Here is a 21,817-nt window from a genome sequence, read left to right as displayed (position 1 = left end):
GGGCTGTCGGCGGCCGGGTGTGCACCCGGGTGCACGAGCGCCGGCTGTGGACGCGAACGGGCCGGTCACCGGGTCAGCTCACCCAGCAGGCCCGCGACGAGCGGCACGATGCCGACGAGCAGGAAGGCGGGCAGCAGGCACAGCCCCAGCGGGACAGCGGCCCGTACGCCGACCGTCCGCGCGCGGTCCTCGACCTCGGCCCGGGCCCGAGCCGCGAGCTCGTCGGCCAGCCGCTCCACCGCGGCCACGACCGGCGCCCCGGTGGCGTGCGCCCGCGCGAGGGCCCGCCCGAGCGGCGCGAGCTCGGCGTCGCCCCCGAGGCCCGACCACACCGTCGCCGGGTCCACCCCGAGCGCGAGCCGGGCGGCGGCAGGGGCGAGCCGGTCGGCGGCCGGACCCGGTAGCGCGCGGCAGACCAGGTCGACCGCCTCGCCGGGCGCCGAGCCGGCGCGCAGCGCGGTCGCGAGCAGGGTGACCACGTGCGGCAGCTCCCGGCGCACGGCCTCGCGCCGCCGCCGGGCCTGCGGCGGTTCCGCGCGGCCCAGCGCCACCCAGGCGCCGACCGCGGCGGCCACCGCGGCGACGGGAGCGGCCGGCCCGCCCACGAAGAGGTACGCCGACGCACCGGTCAGCAGCGCGAGCGCGGGTCGTTGCCGCCGCATCCAGCCCGCCTCGACCGCGGCCGGCACGGGCGGGCCGGTGGCGGGCAGCCGTTCGCGGGCCGGCGGCAGCAGGGCCGCGGCGAGGCCGGCCGCGAGCGCGGCCAGCACGACCGGGCTCACGTCGCGCCGTCCACGTCGCGGGCGATCGCCTCGATCCAGGCCAGGCCGGCCCACCCGAGCGCGAGACCGGCGGCGAGGCAGGCGAGCCCCACGGGGTGGCCGAGCAGGAAGCCCCACGGGTCGCCGCCCGCCCCCGACCCCATGAGCAGCGCCAGCACCGGCAGGCAGCCGACGAGCCGCGCCGTCGCCCGCGCGGAGGCCAGCTCGCCCCGGACGATGCGGCGGGTCGACCCCGCGGCCCGGAGGTCCGCCCCGACCCGGTCGACGGCGTCGGCGAGGCCCTGCCCGGTGCGCGAGGCGACCTGCCAGGCCGCCGCCACCAGGCGCAGGTCGCCCGCCCCCGGGAGGGCGGCGGTCTCCCGCAGCGCCGACGGCACGTCCGCGCCCATCCGGTGCGCCGCGGCGACCGGCGCCAGCGCCGGCCAGGAGACGGCGGCCCGCTCCAGCGCCGCGCCGGGCGGCTGGCCGGAGGCGAGCTCGGAGGCCAGCTGCTCGCACGCCTCGAGCACCTGCTCGCCGGCGACGACCGCGGCGCGGCGCCGCCGATGGCTGCGGACGAGGGACCGGCCGCCCAGCGCGGCCAGCGCCGCGACCAGGGCGAGGGCCGTCGTCGTGACCCCCGCGCCCAGGAGCAGCAGGCCACCGGCCAGCGGGGCCGCGAGGCCGAGCGGCAACCGCGAGGCGGAGGCGGCGGAGGAGGAGCCCGGGCGGCCCGCCGCGGGCCCGGCCAGCCGGGTCGGGCCGGGCACCAGGAGCAGCACCGCGGCGCCCGCCGCGAGCGCCGCCGCCGGCAGCGCGACCCCCGCCACCGACCCCGGCAGCACGAGACCAGGCAGCGCGGGACCAGGCAGCACGAGACCCGACACCACGACCCCCGGCAGCCCCGCCCCGACCCCGAGGACGCTCACGCCGCGCCCCGGCGGTCGAGCAGCTCCTCGAGCCGGTCGGCGCCCGGCCCCGCGCGGACGGTGCCGTCGGCGGCGGCCTCGACCGCCGGCACGAGCCCGACGGTGCCGTCGGGGCGGCGCTCGGTCACCGCGACCTGCGCCAGGCGGCGGCGCCCGCCGCGGGGCCGGACGAGGTGGAGCACCACGTCGAGGGCGGAGGCGAGCTGGCTGTGGGCGGCCGCCCGGTCCAGGCCGCCGGCCAGCGCGAGGGCCTCGACGCGGGCGGCCACGTCGACCGCGGAGTTGGCGTGCAAGGTCCCGCAGCCGCCGTCGTGGCCGGTGTTGAGCGCGGCGAGCAGGTCCACGACCTCCCCGCCGCGCACCTCGCCGACCACGATCCGGTCCGGGCGCATCCGCAGCGCCTGCCGCACGAGGGTGCGCAGGCCCACCTCGCCGGCGCCCTCGACGTTCGCGGGGCGCGCCTCCAGCCCGACGACGTGGGGGTGGTCGGGCCGCAGCTCGGAGGAGTCCTCGACGACCACGAGCCGCTCGGCGGGGTCGACGAGGGCGAGCAGGGCGCTCAGCAGCGTGGTCTTCCCCGTGCCGGTGCCACCGGTGACGAGGAACGCCAGCCGGGCGTCGACGACCGCGCGGACCAGCCGAGCCGTCTCCGGGGTCAGCGTGCCGGCCGCGACCAGCTCGGCCAGGGTGAAGGAGCGCGCGTGCGGCACGCGCAGGGAGATCGTGGTCCCGGGCCGGGCCACCGGCGCGAGCACGGCGTGGAGGCGGGAGCCGTCGCCGAGCCGGAGGTCGACGTGGGGCACCGCGTCGTCGAGCCGGCGGCCGCCGAGCCCTGCGAGGCGTTGCGCGAGGCGGCGTACGGCCGCGTCGTCGGGGAAGCGGACGTCGGTGCGCTCCAGGCCCTCGCCGCGGTCGAGGTAGACCGCGTCCGGGCCGTTGACCAGCACGTCGGTCACCCCGGGCAGGCGCAGCAGCGGCTCGAGCGGCCCGGCGCCCAGGACGTCGCGGCGCAGCGCGTCGTGGACCGCGAGCACCGCCGCGTCGCCGACGGGCCGGCCCGCGTCGCGCAGGGCCTCGGCGACCCGGTGCGGGGTGAGGTCGCCGGGCGTGCGCGCGAGCCGCTCGCGGACCGCCTCGACCACCTCGGCGGCCACCTCGCCGCCGGCCGGGGACGGGCTCACGCCGCCACGCCCAGCACCGCGATCCGCGCCAGGACGGTCTCCGCCGCCCGGCCGAGGTGGCACCGCGGGGAGCGGACCGGACCGAGACCAAGGTCGATGGACTCGTGCAGCCCGCGCTGGTCCGCGAGGGTCGTGACGACGGGCACCCCGCACACGCCGGCGACCTCGGCCGGCGGCACGCCCCGGCCGCGGACCACCAGGCGCACCCGGTCCCGGTCGGGCAGCCGGGCGCACAGCCGGGCGGCCGAGGACACGCCGGCGACGGTGGGCCGGACCACCACGACCACCTGGTCGCACCGGGCGAGCACCTCGTCGGTGGCCGAGCCCGGCGGGCCGTCGACCGAGCGCGGCAGGTCCACCACGACGGCGTCGTGGCCGCGCCGCGCCGCGGAGAGCACCTCGCGGACCGCGCCGGGTTGCAGCGGCTCGCTCGCGCCGGCGTACCACCCCAGCACGCCGAGCCCGCCGCGTCGCGGCAGCGCCTCGCGCAGCGCCCGGCCGCCGAGCCGACCGGTCGTGCGGCACAGGGCGTCCCACCGGAAGCCCTCGCACCCGTCGAGCCCGAGCACCCGGTCCACCCCCGGGCCCAGGGGGTCGGCGTCGACGACGAGGGCCCGCCCGGTGCGGGCGGCGACCTGGCCCAGCGCGCAGGCGAACGTCGTCGCCCCCGCCCCGCCCGAGCCACCCAGCAGCCCGAGCACGACCCCGGGCGCCGGCCCGGCCTCCCCCACGTCGGACAGCACCTCGGTCACCCGGTGCTCGGCCTGCGGGAGCCCCAGCACGGACTCGGCGCCGACCCCCACCGCGGCGCGGTAGTCCGGCTCCCCCGGCGTCCCCCAGGTCACGACGTGCACGCCGGCCCGGCGGGCCGGCCCGAGGTGGGCGAGCTCCCCGGCGAGGTCGGCGCCCACCAGCACCAGCGGTGGACCGGTCCAGCGGCGCAGCGCGGCGACGGCGTCGGGGGCGGACTCGGCGTCGACGCCGGCGGCCGCGGCGAGCCGCCTCAGGTCGTCGAGGAGCGCGGGATCGGCGGTGGCGAGGAGAGGTGCGTGCATGGCGGGAACCGTTCCCGCTCGCGCCGACGACCCCGGGCCGAGCGACGCCGGGTTGTGGAGGAGGCCGCGCGTCCGCGTGCTGTGGACTCCTCCGGGCCCCGGACCGCGCGGCCTACGATGGCGCCATGTCCCGCCCGGCCGCGGCCTTCTTCGACCTCGACAAGACGATCATCGCCAAGTCGAGCACGCTCGCCTTCAGCAAGCCGTTCCAGGCCGGCGGCCTGATCTCGCGCCGGGCGGTGCTGCGCTCGGCGTACGCGCAGTTCGTCTACCTCGTCGGCGGCGCCGACCACGACCAGATGGAGAAGCTGCGCCAGTTCCTCTCCCAGCTCGTCGGCGGCTGGGACGTCGCGACGGTCCGCGAGATCGTCGCCGACACCCTCCACCACGTCGTCGACCCGCTGGTCTACGACGAGGCCGTCTCCCTCATCGAGGAGCACCGGCTCGCCGGGCGCGACGTCGTCATCGTCTCCACCTCCGGCAGCGAGGTGGTCGGGCCCATCGGCGCGATGCTCGGCGCCGACCACGTCGTCGCCACCCGGCTGGAGATCGTCGACGGGCACTACACCGGCGAGATCGAGTACTACGCCTACGCCGAGGAGAAGGCGAACGCCGTCCGGCAGCTCGCCGAGGAGCGCGGCTACGACCTCGAGGAGTGCTACGCCTACAGCGACTCCATCACCGACGTGCCGATGCTCGAGGCCGTCGGCCACCCGTACGCCGTCAACCCCGACCGCGACCTGCGCAAGGTCGCGACCAGCCGGGGGTGGCCCGTCCTGGTCTTCGTCAAGCCCGTCGCGCTGCGCAGCCGGGTGCCGCTCCCGCCGGCCGGCCCGACGCTCGCGGCCCTGGCCGTCGGCGGCATGGCCGCGGTCGGCGGGGTGTTGTGGGCCAACGCCCGCCGACGCCGCCTCGAGGCCTGAGCGGGCGACACGCCGATCCACTCCACAGCCCCGATGTCAAGGGGTTGATCGGGCTGCCGGACGGGCGTACAACGGGAGCTAGAACTCCACAGACGTACACGGGGACCGAGGTACCCACGCGGCGATCCACCCTTTTTCAGGGCGCCTGCACTCGGAAGACTTCCGCGGCAGCAACTGAGATGCACGCTTGGTAGCCACGGTCAACGTGTCAGGCGGTGGCACTCGAGTGCAGGTTCGATTCGGGTGCCACCTGCATGTCCGGACCGTCGGGTCCGCGGGAGTCCGCCCGGCGCCTCAGTCGCGCAGCGGGCTGGCGTCGGCGCCGGCGGCGTACGCCTCGGGGGCGTAGAGCAGCCAGGAGTGGACGCCGTTGCGGGTGCCGCCGGCGTACCCGCGCAGGTTCGACTCGTACGCCGCCCGGTTGGCGAGGTGGCCGGCCTCCGGCACGACGAGCGACTTCTCGTCGACCCCGCGGGCGACCAGGACGAGCCGCTCGACCGCGCGGGCGACGATCCCGTTGTGGGAGGGGAACGGCGAGGTCGAGACCAGGTCGGCGTGCACGACCGCGGCGAGCAGCAGCGCGGGCGCCTCGGTGGTGCTGGTCAGCAGGGTCGCGATGTCGCGCAGCCGGGCCGCGGACTCCGCGTCGCGCGGGCGGCCGAGCTCGTCGTCGGCCAGCGTGCCGCGGGCGGCCAGCGCGTGCAGCCGGGCGAAGGCCTGGAGCGGGGAGCGGGAGAGCAGCGGGGCGAGGCCGAGCATCTCGGTGGAGACCCGCACGGCGTCCTGGGCGATCGCGTCGCCGGACCCGGCGCGGACCTCCTCCAGCGAGGAGGCCGACCCCTCGAGCACGGCGCTCGCGTGGGCGCCGCGGAGCAGCGACTCCCCGGTCATCTCGGGGCTCGTGCGCCGCAGGCCGCGGTCGCGGAGCATCGCGTCGATGCCGTCGCGGACGGCGGCGTAGGCGGACGGCACGCCCTCGAGGGACACCAGCCAGGCGAGCGGATCGGCGGTCACTCCGAGAAGGGTACGCAGCCGGTAACCTCGGGCCGATGGCAGACCAGCCCCCCGCGACCAGCCCCGCGACCGGACCGGCGACCGGACCGGCGACCGGCCTCGCGCGCTCCTTCGGCGCCGTGGCGGACGCCTACGACCGCGGCCGGCCGTCGTACCCCCGCGAGGCGGCGGCCTGGCTGACCGGCACCGAGGCCTGCACGGTGCTCGAGGTCGGCGCCGGCACCGGCAAGCTGACCAAGGTCCTCGCCGGGCTCGGTCACGACGTGCACGCCACCGAGCCCGACCCGGCGCTGCTGGCGGTGCTCAAGCGGGACCTGCCCGACGTGCCGGTCAGCGAGTCGCCGGCCGAGGACCTCCCGCTGCCCGACGCCTCGGTCGACGTCGTGGTGGCCGCGCAGTGCTTCCACTGGTTCGACCACGAGCGGGCGCTGCCCGAGATCGCCCGGGTGCTGCGACCCGGCGGCAGGCTCGCGCTGGTCTGGAACCTCACCGACCACCGGGTCCCGTGGGTGCGCCGGCTCGGCGCCCTCATCGGCACCCAGGAGCACCGCGACGACCCGGCCGCGGCCGTGGTCACCTCCCCCCACTTCGGCTTCGTCGAGGACGCCTCCTTCAAGCACTGGCAGGTCGTCGACCGGCACTCGATCCGCGACCTCGCGCTCTCCCGGTCCAACGTCGCCACGCTCGACCCCGAGGCGCAGGCGGCGAAGCTCGCCGAGGTGGTGGGGTTCTACGACGAGTACGGCCGCGGGATGGACGGCATGCAGCTGCCCTACCTGGCCCGGTGCTTCCGGGCGACGGTCGTCCGCGAGGACGACGGGAGCGCCGAGGAGCCGGAGGGCGAGCGGGACCCGATGACCGACACCATCTCCGACGGCACCGACACCGACATGCTCCTCATCGACTTCCGCTGATCGCCGGGGCGAGGGGGAGACCGTGGTCCGTGCCTGGCGCCGCACCCACCTCGGCAGCGAGGCCGACCGGGCGACGTTCCGCGCGCTGCACTCCGCCTCCCTCGCCAGCCCCGCCCTGCGCGAGGGGCTGACCCCGGGCTCGGCCGAGCGCAGCATCCGGCACCTGCGGGCGCTGCTCGGCACGCCGGCGCTCGCGCTCACCGACTCCGCCGGGCTGCTGGCCTGGGACGGCACCGGCCAGCACCACGAAGGCCGCTCCCCCGCGCTCGCCGTCGCCACGCTCGAGCGCGGCGCCACCCGCAGCTTCGACCGCGCCGACCTGCCGTGCGCCGAGGCCGGCTGCCCGGTCCGCACCGCGGTGGTCTCCCCGCTGGTCGTCGAGGAGCGGGTGGTCGGGACGCTCCAGGCCTTCGCGCCCTACCCCACCGCCGGGCTCGCCCGAGCCACCGACGAGGTCGCCCAGTGGGTCTCCGGGCAGCTCGAGCTCGCCGAGCTCGACGCCTCGCGCCGCCGGCTGATGGAGGCCGAGGTGCGCGCGCTGCGGGCGCAGATCAGCCCGCACTTCATCTACAACTCCCTCGGCGCGATCGCCAGCTTCGTGCGCACCGACCCCGACCGGGCGCGCGAGCTGCTGCTGGAGTTCGCCGACTTCACCCGCTACTCCTTCCGGCGGCACGGCGACTTCACCACGCTGGCCGAGGAGCTGCGCTCGGTCGAGCGCTACCTGCTGCTCGAGCAGGCGCGGTTCGGCGAGCGGCTCCAGGTGACCCTCGGCATCGCCCCCGAGGTGCTCCCCGTCGCCGTACCCTTCCTCTGCGTCCAGCCGCTCGTCGAGAACGCCGTGCGGCACGGCCTGGAGTCGGCCGAGGGCGTCGGGCACATCCGCATCTCCGCGCACGACCGCGGCCAGGAGTGCGTGATCGAGGTGGAGGACGACGGCGTGGGCGAGGACCCGGAGCGAGTACGGCGCGCGTTGGCCGGCGATGCCTCGCTGGACTCCGTCGGGCTCGGCAACGTCGACGCGCGGCTGCGCAACGCCTTCGGCGACGACTTCGGTCTGGTCGTGGAGACCGCCCCCGGTGCCGGCACGAAGGTCGTCGTGCGGGTGCCGAAGTTCGCCCCCGGGGTGCACCCGTGAGAGCCGCCCCATGAGAGCACTCGTGGTCGACGACGAGCGGCCGGCGCTCGACGAGCTGCGCTTCCTGCTCGGCCAGGACGCCAGGATCCGCGAGGTGCTGGCCAGCGACTCCGCGACCGAGAGCCTGCGGATCCTCCAGGAGACGGACGTCGACGTGGTCTTCCTCGACGTGCAGATGCCCGGCCTCACCGGCCTCGAGCTCGCCGCGGTGCTCGGCCGCTTCCGCACGCCCCCCGCGATCGTCTTCGTCACCGCTCACGAGGAGCACGCGGTCGAGGCCTTCGACGTGCGCGCGGTCGACTACGTCCTCAAGCCGGTCCGCGCCGACCGCCTGGCCGAGGCGGTACGTCGCGTGGTGGAGGCGACCCGCGGGCAGCAGGGGTCCGGGGGCGACCCGGCGCCCGCGCGCGACGACGTCTCGGTGGCGGTCGAGCGGGGCGGGGTGACCCGCTTCGTCGACCGCTCCGCGATCAGCCACGTCGAGGCGCAGGGCGACTACGCCCGGCTGCACGTGCGCGAGGGCGCGACGGGCGGGTCCTACCTGGTGCGCACCCCGCTCTCCCAGCTGGAGGAGGAGTGGGGCCCGGCCGGCTTCGTGCGCATCCACCGCTCGCTGCTGGTCTCCCTCGCCCACGTCGCCGAGCTGCGGATGGACGCCGGGCGCTGCTCGGTCGTCGTGTCGGGCGGCACCGAGCTCGGCGTGAGCCGCCGGCACACCCGCGAGCTGCGCGACCTGCTGCTGCGCCGGTCGGGGGCATGACCAGCCCCCCGCCCGAGCAGGCCCGGCCCGAGCGGGCCAAGGTCGAGCGGGCCAAGGTCGAGCGGGTCCGCGTGGAGCGGGTGCGGGTCGAGCGGGTCCGGGTGACCGGCCCGCCCCGGCGGCGTACCCCCGGAGCGCGGACGCGCGACATCGACGCCGAGACCCGGCTGGGCGAGGTCTACATGGGCTCGCTGCTGCGCGAGCAGCTGTGGCTGGCGGTGCGGGTGCTCGCGGTGCTGGCCGGCACGGTCGGGTCGCTGCCGCTGGCCTTCCACCTGTGGCCCGGGCTGACCGACGTGCGGCTGCTGGGCGCTCCGCTGCCGTGGCTGCTGCTGGGCGTCCTGGTCTACCCGGTGCTGGTGCTGCTCGGCTGGCGCTACGTGCGGCGTGCCGAGCGCAACGAGGCCGACTTCCTGGAGCTGATGAGCGAGGTCGGGGAGTGACCAGCGCCCCGGGCATCGTCGCGGTCGTGCTGGTCGCGGTGGCGACGCTGGCCATCGGCACCTGGGGGCTGCGGGTCTCGCGCACCACCAGCGACTTCCTCGTCGCCTCCCGCTCGGTCGGGCCGCGGCTGAACGCGAGCGCGATCGGCGGGGAGTACCTCTCGGCCGCCTCGTTCCTCGGCGTCGCCGGGCTCGTGCTGACCTTCGGCGCCGACATGCTGTGGTACCCGATCGGCTGGACCGCGGGCTACCTCGTCCTGCTCGTGCTGGTCGCCGCCCCGCTGCGCCGCTCGGGTGCCTACACGCTGCCGGACTTCGCCGAGGCGCGGTTCGGCTCCCGGCAGGTGCGGGCGGTCTGCTCGGTGCTGGTGGTCGCGATCGGGCTGCTCTACCTCTACCCGCAGTTCCAGGGCGCCGGGATCACGCTGAGCTCGGCGGTCGGGGCGCCGACGTGGGTGGGACCGGTGGTCGTCGGCGCGGTCGTGCTGGCCAACGTCAGCTCCGGCGGGATGCGCAGCATCACCTTCGTCCAGGCCTTCCAGTACTGGCTCAAGCTGTGGGCGCTGCTGCTGCCCGCCGCCGTCCTGGTGACCGTCTGGCTCTCCGACGGCCGCCCGGGGGCCTCGCCGGCGCTGCCCGCCGACGACTGGTCGGCGCCGCTGGCCTCCGGCGGCGGGCCGGGGCTCTACGTGACGTACTCCCTCGTCGTCGCGACCTTCCTCGGCACCATGGGCCTGCCGCACGTGGTCGTCCGCTTCTACACCAACCCCGACGGCCGCGCCGCCCGCCGCACCACCCTCGTCGTGCTCGCGCTGCTCGGGCTGTTCTACCTGCTGCCGCCGGTCTACGGCGCGCTCGGCCGGGCGTACGCCGCCGAGCTGGCCGCCGCCGGACGCTCCGACGTGCTGGTGCTCGAGCTGCCGCGGCTGATGGTCCCCGGGCTGCTCGGCGAGGCACTGACCGGGCTGGTCACCGCCGGCGCGTTCGCGGCCTTCCTCTCCACCTCCTCGGGGCTCTCGATCGCGGTCGCGGGCGTGCTGTCCCAGGACGTCACCGGCCGGTCCTGGCGCGGCCGGCGGCTGGCGGGCGTGACCGCCTTCCGGGTCGGCGCCGTCGTCGCGGTGGTCGTCCCGCTGCTGATGGCGCTGGCCGCGCCGCACGTCGGGGTGGCCCGGGCGGTCGGGCTCGCCTTCGCGGTCGCCGCCTCCACGTTCTGCCCGCTGCTGGTGCTCGGCATCTGGTGGCGCGGGCTCACCGCCGCCGGCGCGATCGCCGGGCTGGCCGTCGGCGGGCTCGGCTCGGGCGCCGCGGTCGTGGCGACCCTCGCGGCCGCTGCGCCCGACGGGTGGCCGACGGTGCTGGTCGAGCAGCCGGCCGCGTGGTCGGTGCCGCTCGCCTTCGCCACGATGGTCGGCGTCTCGCTGGCCACCCGGGCGCGGGTCCCCGCGCACACCCGCCGGTTCATGGTGCGGCTGCACACGCCGGAGGCGCTCGACCTCGACCGCGGCTGACGCCGTCCGCCGAGTCGGGACCTGATGCGATCGAGTCGGGACAGAAGTGCCGACTCGGCCGTCAGAAGTGCCGACTCGGCCGTCAGGCGCCGGCCCGGAGGCGCTCGGCGGGCGCGCGGGTGGCGCTCACGCGGTCCCGGCACCCGCTCCCGGACCGACCGTTCGTCGCGCCCGACCGACCGCTCACCGACGACCGCTCGCCATTGGGCGACCCACCCCGGCGCAGGGCTGCCGACGTGACCGCGGCCACTCCTACGGTGACGCCGATCACACCTGCCACGAGAGGGGCCCCGAGGTGACCACACCGCCCGAGGTGCCGGACCAGGCGACCCGCCACGATCCGGTCTACGACCAGCTGTCCGCCGCACCCGAGTTCCACGAGCTGCGCAAGCGCTATCGGGGCTTCGTGCTCCCGGCCACCGCCGCGTTCCTGGCGTGGTACCTGCTCTACATCTTGATGTCGAACTACGCCGAGGGCTTCATGGACACCAAGGTCGTCGGCAACATCAACGTCGCCCTGGTCTTCGGGCTGCTCCAGTTCGTGACCACCTTCGGGCTGGCGTTCCTCTACGCCCGCTTCTCCGAGAGCAAGCTCGACCCGCTGGCCCGCGAGCTCAACGACGAGTACGTCGCCCAGCACGGCACGCACTCCCCGCGCCGGCACCACGAGGGAGAGGACCACTGATGAACGACCAGGTGCTCACCACGATCCTCTTCCTCGCCGTCGTCGCGCTGACGGTCGGCATCACCTTCTGGGCCAGCCGCCAGACCTCCGGCACCAACGACTTCTACGCCGGCGGCCGCTCGTTCTCCCCGGTGCAGAACGGCCTGGCGATCGGCGGCGACTACATGTCGGCGGCGTCGTTCCTCGGCATCTCCGGTGCGATCGCGCTCTCGGGCTACGACGGCTTCCTCTACTCCATCGGCTTCCTCGTCGCCTGGCTCGTCGCGCTGCTGCTCGTGGCGGAGATGCTGCGCAACTCCGGGCGCTACACGATGGCCGACCAGCTGGCCTTCCGGATGCGGCAGCGCCCGGTGCGGATGGCCGCGGCGACCTCGACGGTCGTCGTCTCGATCTTCTACCTGCTCGCGCAGATGGTCGGCGCGGGCGCGCTGGTCGCCCTGCTGCTCGGCGTCGACGACCAGGCGGTCAAGAACATCGTCATCTTCGGCGTCGGCGCGCTGATGATCTTCTACGTCACCGTCGGCGGCATGAAGGGCACCACCTGGGTGCAGATCGTCAAGGCCGTCCTGCTGATGACCGGCTCGGCGCTGATCGTCGTGCTGGTGCTCGCGAAGTTCGACTTCAACCTCTCCGAGCTCCTCGGCGCCGCGGCCAGCAACTCCGGCCAGGGCTCGGCGTTCCTCGAGCCGGGCCTGAAGTACGGCGCCACCGCGACCAGCAAGATCGATTTCATCAGCCTCGGCATCGCCCTGGTCCTCGGCACCGCCGGCCTGCCGCACATCCTCATCCGCTTCTACACCGTGCCGACCTCGCGGGACGCGCGGAAGTCGGTGCTGTGGGCGATCGGGCTGATCGGCGTGTTCTACCTGTTCACGCTGGTGCTCGGCTTCGGTGCCGCCGCGCTGCTCGACATCCCGGGCCTGCGCGAGTCCGGTGAGCTCGACGCCTCGGGCAACCTGGCCGCTCCGCTGCTCGCCGAGTCCGTCGGCGGCGGGGCCGGATCGACCGGAGGGGCCATCCTGCTGGCGCTGATCGCGGCGGTGGCGTTCGCGACGATCCTCGCCGTGGTCGCGGGCCTGACCCTGACCTCGTCGGCCTCGGTCGCCCACGACATCTACAACTCGGTCATCAAGAAGGGCACCGCGACCGAGGACCAGGAGATCAAGGTGACCCGCTACGCGGCCGCCGGCATCGGCCTGGTCTCGATCCTGCTGGCCATCCCGGCGCAGAGCCTGAACATCGCCTTCCTCGTGGCGCTGGCCTTCGCGGTCGCCGCCTCGGCGAACCTGCCGACGATCATCTACAACATGTTCTGGCGCCGGTTCAACACCCGCGGCGCGCTGTGGAGCATCTACGGCGGCCTGATCTCGGCCGTCGGCCTGGTGATCTTCTCGCCGGTCGTCTCGGGCAAGGGCCTGGACCCGACCGGGAAGAACCTCTCGCTCCTGCCGACCAGCATCGACATCTCGTGGTTCCCGCTGGAGAACCCCGGCATCGTGTCGATCCCGCTCGGCTTCTTCTTCGGCTGGCTCGGCACCGTCACCAGCCGCGAGCCGAGCGCGGAGGACCGCTACACCGAGCTCGAGGTCCGCGCCCTGACCGGCGCCGGCGCCGAGCAGGCCGTGCAGCACTAGAGCGACACCTCGGGTCGTGTGCCCCAGCGCGAGACCACCCGCGTGCTGGGGCACACGACCCTTCACTAATGTGGCGGGGGCCACCCGCCCCGCCCCGACGGACGACCAGGAGCTTGACGATGAGCGAACAGACCCTGTCCAACCTCCTCAAGGAGGACCGCCGGTTCGAGCCGCCGACCGACCTCGCCGCAGACGCCAACCTCAAGGAGGAGGCCTACGCCCGCGCCGCCGAGGACCGGGAGGCCTTCTGGGCCGAGCAGGCCGAGCGTCTCGACTGGACGCAGAAGTGGGACCAGGTGCTCGACTGGAGCAACCCCCCGTTCGCCCAGTGGTACGTCGGCGGCAAGCTCAACGCGGCGTACAACTGCGTCGACCGGCACGTCGAGGCCGGCCGCGGCGACAAGGTCGCGATCCACTGGGTCGGTGAGCCGGTGGACGACAAGCGCTCGATCACCTACGCCGAGTTGCAGGCCGAGGTCAGCCAGGCCGCGAACACCCTGACCGAGCTCGGCGTCGGCACCGGGGACCGGGTCGCGATCTACATGCCGATGATCCCCGAGGCCGTGGTCACGATGCTGGCGTGCGCGCGCATCGGCGCCCCGCACACGGTGGTCTTCGGCGGGTTCTCCTCCGACGCGCTGGCCTCCCGGCTCGTCGACTGCGGGGCGAAGGTCGTGGTGACCGCCGACGGCGGCTACCGCCGCGGCGCGCCGTCGGCGCTCAAGCCGGCGGTCGACGAGGCCCGCGCGAAGGCCGCCGAGCGCGACGGCCACACCGTGGAGAAGGTGCTCGTCGTCCAGCGCACCGGCGGAGAGGTCGCGTGGGACGACGACGTCGACGTGTGGTGGCACGAGTCGGTCGCGAAGGCCTCGCCCGAGCACCAGTGGGAGGCCTTCGACGCCGAGCACCCGCTCTACGTCATGTACACCTCGGGCACCACCGGCAAGCCCAAGGGCATCCTGCACACCACCGGCGGTTACCTCACCGGCTGCGCCTACACCCACTGGGCGGTCTTCGACCTCAAGCCGGAGACCGACGTCTACTGGTGCACCGCCGACATCGGCTGGGTCACCGGCCACTCCTACATCGTCTACGGCCCGCTCGCCAACGGCGCGACGCAGGTGCTCTACGAGGGCACGCCCGACGCCCCGGAGAAGGGCCGCTGGTGGCAGATCATCGAGGAGTACGGCGTCACGATCTTCTACACCGCGCCCACCGCGATCCGCTCGTTCATGAAGCAGGGCCGGGAGATCCCGGACGCGCGTGACCTGTCCTCGCTGCGGGTCCTCGGCTCGGTCGGCGAGCCGATCAACCCCGAGGCCTACGTCTGGTACCGCGAGGTCGTCGGCGGCGGCCGTACCCCCGTCGTCGACACCTGGTGGCAGACCGAGACCGGCTCGATCATGATCTCCCCGCTCCCCGGCGTCACCCACGGCAAGCCGGGCTCGGCGATGATCCCGATCCCGGGCGTCTCGGCGGACGTGGTCACCGAGGAGGGCGAGTCGGTCCCGAACGGCTCCGGGGGCTACCTCGTGCTCACCGAGCCGTGGCCCTCGATGCTGCGCACGATCTGGGGCGATGACCAGCGGTACAAGGACACCTACTGGTCGCGCTATGCCCAGCAGGGCTGGTACTTCGCCGGCGACGGCGCCAAGAAGGACGACGACGGGGACCTGTGGGTGCTCGGCCGCGTCGACGACGTCATGAACGTCTCCGGCCACCGGCTCTCCACCACCGAGATCGAGTCCGCGCTGGTCTCCCACCCCAAGGTCGCGGAGGCCGCGGTCGTCGGCGCCCAGGACCCCGACACCGGCCAGGCGGTCTGCGCGTTCGTCATCCTCCGCGACGAGTTCATCGCCGAGGCCGACGACGCCGGTGAGGGCAGCGACATCGTCGAGGAGCTGCGCAACCACGTCCGCAAGGAGATCGGCGCGATCGCCAAGCCGCGCCAGATCATGATCGTCCCCGAGCTGCCGAAGACCCGCTCGGGCAAGATCATGCGCCGGCTGCTGCGCGACGTCGCCGAGCACCGCGAGGTCGGCGACGTCACCACGCTGGCCGACTCCACGGTCATGGACCTCATCTCCGGCCGGCTCACCTCCGGCAAGGGCGCCGACGACTGACGCTCTCGGTCGGTCGGGGTGGCCCGACCCCCCGTTGGGATAGTCCGACACACCAGCGCCCTTCCGGTCCGCCGGAAGGGCGCTGTCGTGCCGGACTACCCCGCCACCCCGCCGCACGGCCGGGCTCACCGCAGCGCGGCGACCACCTTCGGCAGCCCCCACCGCAGCGGGGCGTCGAACCACGGCCAGTTGTGCACGCCGCCCTGCCGCACCCAGGCGGAGTACGGCACGCCGGCGCGGGTCAGCGCGGCGAGGAATGTCCGGTGGCCCGACCACATCAGCTGCTCGGTGTAGCCGGTGTGCAGCGGGTCGGTGGTCTCGCTGACCGTGCTGGGCGACCCGGTGCCGGAGGCGACGAACACCGCGACCCCCTTCAGCCTCGGGGCGAGCGAGACCGGGTTGTGCGCGTCCCACGCGGCGCGGTCGAGGACGGGGTTGCCCCAGACCCGCAGGAGGTTCGGCGGGCTGACGCCGATCGCCTTGGCGATCTCCGGCGGCAGGATGTTGGCGATCATGAGGTTGGTGTCCACGGCGCCGGAGATCGAGAACGCCGCCTGGTAGCGGCCGGGGTGCCGCGCGGGGTAGATCATCGCGCCGAGGCCGCCCATCGACGCCCCGACCACCCCGCGCTTGCCCGTCGTACGGAACGTGCGGTCCACCCACCGGGTGAGGACCTTGGTGTGGAAGGTCTCCCACTGCCAGGAGCCGTCCTTCCAGTCGCTGAACATCCCGGCGTCGTCGCCGAGGCCGCCCTCGGGCATCACGAAGATCGCCGGGAGCGAGCGTGTCGCGGCGGTGAGCTCGGTGCCCACGCTCCACCGGATGTAGGGGCTGCGGGCGCCGTTGAAGAGGTAGACGACCGGGTAGCGCCGGTGGCGGTTCTTCTTGGCCCGGTAGCCGACCGGGAAGAGGACCCGGACCATCGGGCTGGTGACCTTGACGTCCGCGGGCACCGGCACCCGGAAGTCGCGGCACCGCGACGGCGGGCACGCCCGCGGGCCGTCGACGCCGGGCGCCTCGTCGGCGGGCTCGAAGTCGGTCGGCGTCGACGGCACGGTCATCAGGTCGAGGTAGGACCGCCAGGACGACCCGGAGGTGCCGGTGTCGGTCGTGGACTTCTCCACGTGGAGGTCCTCGCCGGTGTCGGCCTGCGCGGCCGGACCCCCGGCGGCACCGACCAGCGCGAGGACGACGGAGCCGACCAGGGCGGCGAGGGCGAGGCGGGGGCGCCGGACGGAAGCGTTCACGCTCAGGGAACGAGCGGCCGGGGCGGGAGGTCACGCGCCCACGGGTAGGGTCATCCCTTGGTGTGCCGGGAAGTCTGGTCGGCGGATGTTCCCACGACCCCTGGAGTCCCATGAGCACCTCGCCCGCGCCGCAGTCCCCGCGCAACCGCCTGTTCCGCCGCCCCTCGCTGCTCGAGAACATCCGCGTCACCGAGGTGCTCCGCGCGGAGACCACCGGCGGCATGCTGCTGATCGTCGGCGCGCTCATCGCGATCATCTGGGCCAACACCCCGTGGGCCGACGTCTATGAGTCCCTCCGCGACTACCGCGTCGGCCCCGAGGCGCTCCACCTCGACCTGTCGCTGGGGACCTGGGCGGCCGACGGCCTGCTGGCGATCTTCTTCTTCGTGGTCGGCCTCGAGCTCAAGCGCGAGTTCGTCGCCGGCGACCTGCGCGACCCCCGGCGCGCGGCGCTGCCCGTGGCCGCCGCCGTCGGCGGCATGGCCCTGCCCGCCGTCGTGTACGTCGCCTGGAACATCGCCTTCGACGGCGAGCTGGCCGGGTGGGCGATCCCGACGGCGACCGACATCGCGTTCGCGGTGGCGATCCTCGCGGTGATCAGCACCCACCTGCCCGCCGGGCTGCGCACGTTCCTGCTCACCCTGGCCGTCGTCGACGACCTGCTGGCCATCACGATCATCGCGCTCTTCTACACCGACGACCTGCAGCTGCCCTACCTCGCGCTGGCGCTCGTGCCGCTCGCGGTGTTCACGTTCCTGGTCCAGAAGCGGATCCGCTCCGGGTGGCTCCTCATCCCGCTCGCGCTCCTCACCTGGGGCCTCGTGCACGAGTCCGGGGTGCACGCCACCGTCGCCGGCGTCCTCCTCGGGTTCGCGGTCCCGGTGCTGCGGCGCGACGGCGGCGACGGCCCCGGCCTGGCCGAGCACCTCGAGCACGTCGTACGGCCGCTCTCCGCGGGGTTCGCGGTCCCCGTCTTCGCCTTCTTCGCCGCCGGCGTGACCGTCGGCGGCCTCGACGGCCTCGCCGATGCCCTCGCCGACCCGGTGGCGCTGGGCGTCGTGCTCGGCCTCGTCGTCGGCAAGACCGTCGGCATCGCCGGATCGACCTGGCTGCTGGCGACCTTCACCCGTGCCGACCTCGACGAGGAGCTGTCGTGGGTCGACGTGATCGGCATGGCGATGCTCGCCGGCATCGGCTTCACGGTCTCCCTGCTCATCGGCGAGCTCGCCTTCGGCCACGGCGAGCAGGCCGACGACGTCAAGGTCGGCGTGCTCGTCGGCTCGCTGGTGGCGACCGTCCTGGCCTCGGTGGTGCTGCGCGCCCGCAACCGCGCCTACCGGCGCATCCGCGAGGTCGAGGAGCGCGACGCGGACGACGACGGGGTACCGGACATCTACCAGCAGGACCGGGCCGAGGACTGAGTCCCCGGCCGGAGGGGTTCTGTAGGGTCAGGCCCACATCTCGACGCAAGGGGAACGAACGCATGTCGCATCCGGTCAGGCCGCCGCAGGAGAGCGACCCCACCATCGGTCGTCTCGTCGCCGATGCGAGCCGTGACATCTCGACGCTGGTCTCCAAGGAGATCCAGCTCGCGAAGTCCGAGCTCAAGGTCAGCGCCAAGGCCGGCGGGATCGGCATCGGCCTCTTCGCCGCCGCGGGCTTCCTCGCCGTGCTGGCGATCATCATGCTCTCGGTCGCGATCGCCTACTTCATCCACTGGGGCGGCGAGGGGCTCGCGCTGCACTGGGCCTTCCTCATCGTCTTCGCCTTCTACGTGCTGCTCGCCGGCCTGCTCGCCTTCGTCGGCGTGAAGAAGGTCAAGCAGGTCCGCGGCCCCGAGAAGGCCATCGAGCAGGGCCGGGAGATCCCCCGCGCGCTCAAGGGCGAGGCCTGAGCCAGGCCTGGGCCAGGCCTGAGCCTCCGGGTCGCCAGGTGTCGGTTTCCCCGGTTCTCCGGGGATCCCGACCACCCCGAGGGCGGCTCAGCCGGCGCAGTCGCCGGTGGAGACCTCGTCGGTGTTGGTGACACCGATGCGGCGCGCCTCGGCGACCTGCTCGGCGGTGAGGGCGTAGCCGGTCTCGTCGTCGGTGACCGAGGCGGCGAAGACCACGCCGACCACGTCGCCGCCGGAGGAGACGATGGGTCCCCCGGAGTTGCCGGGGCGGACCAGCCCGCGCACGGAGAAGACCTCGCGGATCACCGTGCCGTCGCCGTAGATGTTGGGTGAGCGCAGCCGCTGCTCGGACCGGATCCGGCCGGAGGTGACGTTGAAGGGCCCGTCCTGGGGGTAGCCGAGGATGGCCACCCCGTCCTTGGCCCCGGCGCCCTCGTCGAAGGCGAGCAGCCCCCGGTCACCGCTGTCGAGGGCGAGCACGGCGACGTCGAGCTCGGGGTTGTAGTAGACGACCTCGGCCGGGACCGAGCTGTCGTCGATCTCCACCTCCGGGTCGGCCACCCCGGCGACGACGTGGGCGTTGGTCATCAACCGGTCCTGGGCGTAGAGGAAGCCGGTCCCCTCGATGCCGCGGCCGCAGCCGTTGGTGCCGCGGATCTTCAGCACGCTCTCCCGGGCGGCCTCGACGTCCGGGTCGCGCAGCAGTCGCTTCGGGCCGGGCCCCACCTCGACGATCCGCTCGGGGGCGAACGGCTCGAGGTAGCGCGGGAAGAAGGTCGTGCCGACCACGTCGTTGAACGACTCCAGCACGGTGTCGGCCGAGCCCGGCAGCGTGCTGTCCACCTTCGCCAGCACGCTCGAGCCGCGCACCAGCGGCGTCACGCCCGCGATCGCCGAGCCCGAGATCGCCACGCCGAGGGCCCAGGCGACGAGCAGCACGGCCACCGCGCTGAGCGCCGCGCCGCCGACCGCGTCGAGGGCGCGGACCGGTTGCCAGGTGATCCGGTCGCGGATCCGCGCGCCGGCGTACTGCAGCACCGCCTGGCCCAGCGAGGCGGTGAGGATGACGATGAACAGCGCCCCGAGGGAGACCACCAGCGACGGGGCCGCGTCGCCGAGGGCGACCGGCGCCAGCCACACCCCCGCGAGGCCGCCGGCGAGCAGGCCGGTGGTCGCGAAGGCGCCGGTGACGAAACCCTGCCAGTAGCCGGAGAGCGCGTAGGCGAGGACCAGCAGCACCAGGAGCCAGTCGAGCGGGTTCACCGCTCGGGCTCCTCGATGTCCAGCATGCCCGCGCGGGCGTTGCGCTGGACGCGGGCGTCGCCGGCGAGCATGTACGCCGGCAGGTCGCAGACCCGCGAGACGTCCCAGTCCCGGGACCAGCCGAGGTAGTCCAGCAGCCGGGCGATGATCCCGCCGGTGAAGCCCCACAGGATCACGTCCCGCTCGGGGCCGATGAGGAACCCGGGGCTGGTGTAGCCGGTGGGGTGCCGCACGGTGATCCGGTTCTCCGGGTCGACGAGGTCGGCGAACACGGCGTGGTGGATCGCGTGCACCTCGGCCCGGCTGACCACCCCGACGGCGGACGGCTCGCGCCACCAGCCGACGACCGGGGTGACCGCGAAGTTGCTCGGCGGCAGCCACAGCTGCGGCAGGCAGCCGATCACGTCGACCGAGGAGGGCACCAGGCCGATCTCCTCCTCCGCCTCGCGCAGCGCCGCCTCGATGACCGTCTCGCCGGGGTCGATCGAGCCGCCGGGGAAGGAGACCTGGCCCGGGTGGCTGCGCATGTCGTGGGCGCGCTCGGTCAGCAGCACCTCGCCGCCACGCGGCCCCTCCCCGAAGAGCATGAGCACCGCGCCCTCCCGGGCGTCGCCGCCCTCCGGCGGCACGAAGCGGGTCAGGTGGCCGGCCTCGATCGTCGCGACCGCCTCCTCGACGGGGCGCATCCAGTCCGGCAGGCCGGGCACGGGGCTCGCCGCCTCCTCCCCGCTCACGCCGGGCCCTGCGTCTTGACGAGCTTCGCAGCGGTCTCGGGGTCGGTCGGCCCGGCGCCGTACGACGGGCACCAGCGCGCGACCGGGCAGGCGCCGCACGCGGGCTTCTTGGCGTGGCAGACCCGGCGGCCGTGCCAGATCAGGTGGTGGCTGAGCATCGTCCAGTCCCGCTTGGGGAACAGCGCGCCGACGGCGTGCTCGACCTTGACCGGGTCGGTCTCGGCGGTCCACCCGAACCGGCGGACCAGCCGCCCGAAGTGGGTGTCGACGGTGATCCCGGGGATGCCGAAGGCGTTGCCGAGCACGACGTTCGCGGTCTTGCGGCCGACGCCGGGCAGCTTGACCAGGTCGTCGAGCCGGGGCGGCACCTCGCCGCCGTGGTCGGCCACGAGCGCGGCGCTGAGCTTGAGCAGCGACTCGGTCTTGGCGCGGAAGAAGCCCAGCGGCCCGACCAGCTGCTCGAGGTGGGCGCGGTCCGCGGCGGCCATCGCCTTGGCATCGGGGTACGCCGCGAACAGCGCGGGCCGCGCGGCGTTGACCCGCCGGTCGGTGGTCTGCGCGCTCAGCACCGTCACCACGAGGAGCTCGAAGGGGTTGGCGAAGTCGAGCTCGCAGCGGGCGTCGGGATAGGTCTCGGCGAGGACGCGGTCGATCTTGCGGGCGCGCCGCACCAGCGCGGTCGGTGACTCCTCGGCTGGCACGGCGCCAAGGGTACGGACCTGCGCCGACACCGGGCCGTCCGGAGCCCGGCGCGCCGCGCCCGGACGGCGAACGAGCGGCTTGCGGGCGTCTCGAGGACGGTCCTCGGACCCTCCTACCACCGACCCGCCGGTCCCGATGGTGCTTGTGAGCAACTGCACTAGGTAGGATTCGAGAGGACGCGACCCATGCCCGGTGGGCCCGTCGATGAGGAGGACCCGTGGACAACGACGTACTGCGTCAAGCGCCGCTGTTCAGCGCGCTCGACGACGAGGCGGCCACGGCGCTGCGGGCCTCGATGTCGGAGAGCCGACTGCGGCGCGGCGACGTGCTCTTCCACGAGGGTGATTCGGGCGACAAGCTCTACATCGTCCTCGACGGCAAGGTGAAGCTCGGCCGCACCTCCTCCGACGGCCGCGAGAACCTCCTCGCGATCCTCGGCCCCGGTCAGATGTTCGGCGAGCTCTCGCTCTTCGACCCGGGCCCGCGCTCGGCCACGGTCACCGCCGTGACCGACGCCGCGTTCGCCTCGCTCTCCCACGAGGACCTGCTGCGCTGGCTCGAGGGCCGTCCGGTCGTCGCCCGCGGGCTGCTCACCCAGCTCGCCGGCCGGCTGCGCAAGGCCAACGACGTCGTCGCCGACCTGGTCTTCTCCGACGTCCCCGGCCGTGTCGCCAAGGCGCTGCTCGACCTCGCCGACCGCTTCGGCCGCACCGCCGACGACGGCGTGCACGTCCACCACGACCTCACCCAGGAGGAGCTCGCCCAGCTGGTCGGCGCCTCCCGCGAGACCGTGAACAAGGCGCTGGCCGACTTCGCCTCCCGCGGCTGGCTGCGCCTCGAGCCCCGCTCGGTCGTGATCATGGACGTCGAGCGGCTCTCCCGCCGCGCCCGCTGACCCACCCGCCC

General features: G+C 74.5%; 21 protein-coding genes. 12 read left to right on the top strand and 9 right to left on the bottom strand.

Annotated features, from left to right (window positions below; translation table 11 throughout):
- Positions 1–65: 65 nt before the first annotated feature.
- The 4 genes from HPC71_RS01135 to ssd are packed head-to-tail and all read right to left on the bottom strand — an operon-like array spanning position 66 to position 3,926.
- Positions 66–782, bottom strand: coding sequence for a type II secretion system F family protein (locus HPC71_RS01135; RefSeq protein ID WP_171895967.1), 717 nt, complete (start codon positions 780–782; stop codon positions 66–68).
- On the bottom strand, positions 779–1,690 hold the full coding sequence (locus HPC71_RS01130; RefSeq protein ID WP_154613375.1) for a type II secretion system F family protein: 912 nt from the start codon (positions 1,688–1,690) through the stop codon (positions 779–781). The genes HPC71_RS01135 and HPC71_RS01130 overlap by 4 nt, the downstream gene beginning before the upstream one ends.
- The gene (locus tag HPC71_RS01125; protein WP_171895966.1) at positions 1,687–2,871 is read right to left on the bottom strand and encodes a TadA family conjugal transfer-associated ATPase; all 1,185 of its coding nucleotides are present in this window, start codon (positions 2,869–2,871) and stop codon (positions 1,687–1,689) included. Before HPC71_RS01125 ends, HPC71_RS01130 begins: the two co-directional genes overlap by 4 nt.
- Complete coding sequence (ssd, locus tag HPC71_RS01120; RefSeq protein ID WP_171895965.1) at positions 2,868–3,926, bottom strand: septum site-determining protein Ssd; 1,059 nt, start codon at positions 3,924–3,926, stop codon at positions 2,868–2,870. Before ssd ends, HPC71_RS01125 begins: the two co-directional genes overlap by 4 nt.
- A gap of 125 nt (positions 3,927–4,051) precedes the next feature.
- On the opposite strand from ssd, the gene HPC71_RS01115 reads away from it, so the two are divergent.
- Positions 4,052–4,849 (top strand): HAD family hydrolase, encoded by a 798-nt coding sequence (locus tag HPC71_RS01115; protein ID WP_154613373.1) that lies wholly within the window; start codon positions 4,052–4,054, stop codon positions 4,847–4,849.
- A 294-nt stretch (positions 4,850–5,143) separates the two neighbouring features.
- On the opposite strand, the gene HPC71_RS01110 is transcribed toward HPC71_RS01115, so the two are convergent.
- Positions 5,144–5,863 carry a Fic family protein gene (locus HPC71_RS01110; protein WP_171895964.1) on the bottom strand — a complete coding sequence of 240 codons (720 nt, stop codon included), beginning with the start codon at positions 5,861–5,863 and terminating at the stop codon, positions 5,144–5,146.
- Positions 5,864–5,898: 35 nt separating this feature from the next.
- Here HPC71_RS01110 and HPC71_RS01105 point away from each other — a divergent pair, with 35 nt between their 5' ends.
- The 8 genes from HPC71_RS01105 (at position 5,899) to acs (ending at position 15,071) form a co-directional block, all read left to right on the top strand.
- On the top strand, positions 5,899–6,777 hold the full coding sequence (locus HPC71_RS01105; RefSeq protein ID WP_154613371.1) for a class I SAM-dependent methyltransferase: 879 nt from the start codon (positions 5,899–5,901) through the stop codon (positions 6,775–6,777).
- A gap of 22 nt (positions 6,778–6,799) precedes the next feature.
- Positions 6,800–7,915: a sensor histidine kinase gene (locus tag HPC71_RS01100; RefSeq protein ID WP_171895963.1), complete on the top strand. Its 1,116-nt coding sequence runs from the start codon at positions 6,800–6,802 to the stop codon at positions 7,913–7,915.
- A gap of 10 nt (positions 7,916–7,925) precedes the next feature.
- Positions 7,926–8,675, top strand: coding sequence for a LytR/AlgR family response regulator transcription factor (locus HPC71_RS01095; RefSeq protein WP_171895962.1), 750 nt, complete (start codon positions 7,926–7,928; stop codon positions 8,673–8,675).
- Positions 8,672–9,118, top strand: a complete 447-nt coding sequence (locus HPC71_RS01090; protein ID WP_195849501.1) for a hypothetical protein — start codon at positions 8,672–8,674, stop codon at positions 9,116–9,118. The genes HPC71_RS01095 and HPC71_RS01090 overlap by 4 nt, the downstream gene beginning before the upstream one ends.
- Positions 9,115–10,629 carry a sodium/solute symporter gene (locus tag HPC71_RS01085; RefSeq protein WP_171895961.1) on the top strand — a complete coding sequence of 505 codons (1,515 nt, stop codon included), beginning with the start codon at positions 9,115–9,117 and terminating at the stop codon, positions 10,627–10,629. Before HPC71_RS01090 ends, HPC71_RS01085 begins: the two co-directional genes overlap by 4 nt.
- A gap of 295 nt (positions 10,630–10,924) precedes the next feature.
- A complete protein-coding gene (locus HPC71_RS01080) occupies positions 10,925–11,314 on the top strand; it encodes a DUF485 domain-containing protein (protein ID WP_253943850.1) in 390 nt (129 codons plus the stop codon).
- Entirely contained in the window at positions 11,314–12,948 is a 1,635-nt protein-coding gene (locus HPC71_RS01075; RefSeq protein WP_154613370.1) for a solute symporter family protein, read from the top strand. The genes HPC71_RS01080 and HPC71_RS01075 overlap by 1 nt, the downstream gene beginning before the upstream one ends.
- 119 nt (positions 12,949–13,067) lie before the next feature.
- Positions 13,068–15,071, top strand: coding sequence for an acetate--CoA ligase (acs, locus tag HPC71_RS01070; RefSeq protein WP_154615787.1), 2,004 nt, complete (start codon positions 13,068–13,070; stop codon positions 15,069–15,071).
- A gap of 125 nt (positions 15,072–15,196) precedes the next feature.
- On the opposite strand, the gene HPC71_RS01065 is transcribed toward acs, so the two are convergent.
- The gene (locus tag HPC71_RS01065; protein ID WP_154615789.1) at positions 15,197–16,318 is read right to left on the bottom strand and encodes an alpha/beta hydrolase; all 1,122 of its coding nucleotides are present in this window, start codon (positions 16,316–16,318) and stop codon (positions 15,197–15,199) included.
- A 110-nt stretch (positions 16,319–16,428) separates the two neighbouring features.
- Here HPC71_RS01065 and nhaA point away from each other — a divergent pair, with 110 nt between their 5' ends.
- Both nhaA and HPC71_RS01055 read left to right on the top strand, forming a co-directional pair.
- Positions 16,429–17,739 (top strand): Na+/H+ antiporter NhaA, encoded by a 1,311-nt coding sequence (gene nhaA, locus HPC71_RS01060; RefSeq protein ID WP_154615791.1) that lies wholly within the window; start codon positions 16,429–16,431, stop codon positions 17,737–17,739.
- A gap of 62 nt (positions 17,740–17,801) precedes the next feature.
- A complete protein-coding gene (locus HPC71_RS01055) occupies positions 17,802–18,212 on the top strand; it encodes a phage holin family protein (RefSeq protein WP_154615793.1) in 411 nt (136 codons plus the stop codon).
- Positions 18,213–18,299: 87 nt separating this feature from the next.
- Here the strand turns inward: HPC71_RS01055 and HPC71_RS01050 are convergent, their stop codons facing one another.
- From HPC71_RS01050 to nth, 3 genes are read right to left on the bottom strand one after another with little or no spacing between them, the layout of a single operon-like run.
- Positions 18,300–19,475, bottom strand: coding sequence for a MarP family serine protease (locus HPC71_RS01050; protein WP_171895960.1), 1,176 nt, complete (start codon positions 19,473–19,475; stop codon positions 18,300–18,302).
- Complete coding sequence (locus tag HPC71_RS01045) at positions 19,472–20,209, bottom strand: NUDIX hydrolase (protein ID WP_253943849.1); 738 nt, start codon at positions 20,207–20,209, stop codon at positions 19,472–19,474. Before HPC71_RS01045 ends, HPC71_RS01050 begins: the two co-directional genes overlap by 4 nt.
- Positions 20,206–20,910, bottom strand: a complete 705-nt coding sequence (gene nth / locus HPC71_RS01040) for an endonuclease III (RefSeq protein WP_253943848.1) — start codon at positions 20,908–20,910, stop codon at positions 20,206–20,208. The genes HPC71_RS01045 and nth overlap by 4 nt, the downstream gene beginning before the upstream one ends.
- A gap of 218 nt (positions 20,911–21,128) precedes the next feature.
- Between nth and HPC71_RS01035 the strand changes: the two genes are divergently transcribed.
- Positions 21,129–21,806 carry a Crp/Fnr family transcriptional regulator gene (locus HPC71_RS01035; protein WP_171895959.1) on the top strand — a complete coding sequence of 226 codons (678 nt, stop codon included), beginning with the start codon at positions 21,129–21,131 and terminating at the stop codon, positions 21,804–21,806.
- Positions 21,807–21,817 lie beyond the last annotated feature (11 nt).

Origin of the sequence: Nocardioides marmotae, from assembly GCF_013177455.1 — a bacterium.
GTDB classification, from domain to species: Bacteria; Actinomycetota; Actinomycetes; order Propionibacteriales; family Nocardioidaceae; genus Nocardioides; species Nocardioides marmotae.
The sequence above is the reverse complement of the archived record's forward strand: the minus strand, read 5'-3'. Positions and strand labels throughout refer to the sequence as shown.